Below are 1,686 nucleotides of genomic sequence, written 5' to 3'. Positions count from 1 at the left end.
GCTGGCGCAGCGTGTTCTGCACCATGAATGGACCGACGATGTTGAACACCAGCAGGATGCTGTAGCACAGCCCCTGGGCCAGGAAACAGCTCTGGAACACCGGGCTGGCCAGCACCATGCGCGCATTCTTGAGCAGGGTGGCCGGATGCAGGTGCACCGGCTCGGCCAAAGTTTCCCGATAGCGCCACAGGATGGCCCACATCGCGAACGAATACAGCAGCAGGAACACCAGGCAGGAACGCCAGCCGAAGGCTTCCTGCAGGTGTGCCCCGATCACCGGTGCAATGATCGGTGCCAGGCCCCAGGCAATGGCCATGTAGGTGTAGGCATGCACCAGGGTTTGCCCGACAAAGGAATCGGTGATGATGGCCTTGGCCAGCAAATTGGTGGCGGCAATGCCGAAGCCCTGCAGCACGCGTGCCGCGACGAAGGTTTCCAGGTTGGGGGCCAGCAGCGTCAGCACGCATCCCAGCGTGAACAGGCCCAGCCCCAGCATCAGGACGCGCTTGCGGCCCCAGGCATCGGCCAACGGCCCGAACGCCAGCTGACCAAAGGCGTAGGCGATCAGGTAGCCGGTCACGCTGGTCTGGATGGCCTGGGCCGAGGTGCCGTAGTCGATCGCCATCTGCGGCAGGGCCGGCACGTACAAGTCGATGGCCAGCTGGCCCGCCGAGGCAAAGGCGCAGATCAGGAACAGCAGGAACTTCGGGTGATTCGGCGGATGGCGCGGCACAGGCCGTGTGGCGGGACTGACAGGGTTCATGGAGAGCGGATGCTGCATGGCAAAGACCGCTATTGTGAACCTTGGTGCGTTTTTCTGCTGGCGCTCGCTCTTTCGTTGGAAGACTGTCTCTGATAGTAGAAAAAAGAGCCGAATTATTTTGCAAGTAAACGGATAGTTTTAGAGAGAAATTCAAATAATTTCGAGATAAAAAACGAAGTAATTCGAGATTCGTTCAGCATATCTGGCCCCTCGCGCACAAGGACGGGCTGCCCACGTATCGTCCGCTTGCCGTTCCCGCCGAGACGCCGCCGCCAGGCGCGCAGGCCCGGGCACGGCATCTTCAGTCGAATCAGCGAGGGGAGCATGTCCATTTACAAATATTTTTCCATGCGGCAGATCGTGTCCGCCTTGAGCGTGGTGGTCGCCTTGCTGTTGGCGCTGCTCATTGCCTTGTCAGTGGCAGCGTCGGAAGCCGAAGACCGCGTGGCTATCGCCAGTGAGCGGCGTGAACAGACACAGCGGCTGGTGGCCGAGCTGCGCCAGGGTGCCGACGACCTGAGCCGCCTGGCGCGCAGCTTCGTGGCTACCGGTGAGTACCAGGCCGAACGCCAATATCAGGCCATCGCGGAAATCCGTGACGGCCGCCGCCCCCGCCCGGAACACTACGAGCGCATCTACTGGGACCTGGTGGATGCGGATGGCCGGCCGCCGCGCCCTGACAGCGCGGTGATCGTGCCACTTGGCGAGCTGATGCAGCAAGCCGGCTTCAGCCGCGACGAGATGGCGAAGGTGGAGGAAGTGCGCAGCCGGTCCGGTGCGGTACTGGCCATCGAGTTGCGCGCCATGGAACTGGTGCGCCGGCATACGCGGGACCGCGTCCTGATTGATGCGGCCCTGCGCGAAGACCCGCTGCAACAGGCTCGCCGCCTGCTCCACGATCCGCGCTACGAATTGGCGCGGGC

General features: G+C 62.8%; 2 protein-coding genes and 1 pseudogene. 1 reads left to right on the top strand and 2 read right to left on the bottom strand.

The window, feature by feature from the left end; translation table 11 throughout:
- Together B3873_RS00205 and B3873_RS00200 are read right to left on the bottom strand one after the other, a co-directional pair.
- Positions 1-763 (bottom strand): MFS transporter (locus tag B3873_RS00205; RefSeq protein WP_286863448.1); only part of this gene is annotated, 763 nt, incomplete at its 3' end.
- Positions 764-876: 113 nt separating this feature from the next.
- The gene (locus B3873_RS00200; protein WP_157845735.1) at positions 877-1,095 is read right to left on the bottom strand and encodes a hypothetical protein; all 219 of its coding nucleotides are present in this window, start codon (positions 1,093-1,095) and stop codon (positions 877-879) included.
- Between B3873_RS00200 and B3873_RS00195 the strand changes: the two are divergent.
- Positions 1,088-1,686, top strand: a pseudogene (locus tag B3873_RS00195) (methyl-accepting chemotaxis protein); the annotation flags it as partial. The gene B3873_RS00200 and the pseudogene B3873_RS00195 overlap by 8 nt on opposite strands.

It is taken from the genome of Herbaspirillum sp. UBA812, from assembly GCF_002296545.1.
Lineage (GTDB): Bacteria > Pseudomonadota > Gammaproteobacteria > Burkholderiales > Burkholderiaceae_D > Herbaspirillum > Herbaspirillum huttiense.
Note: the sequence above shows the minus strand (reverse complement) of the source record. Positions and strands in the feature narration are given on the sequence as shown.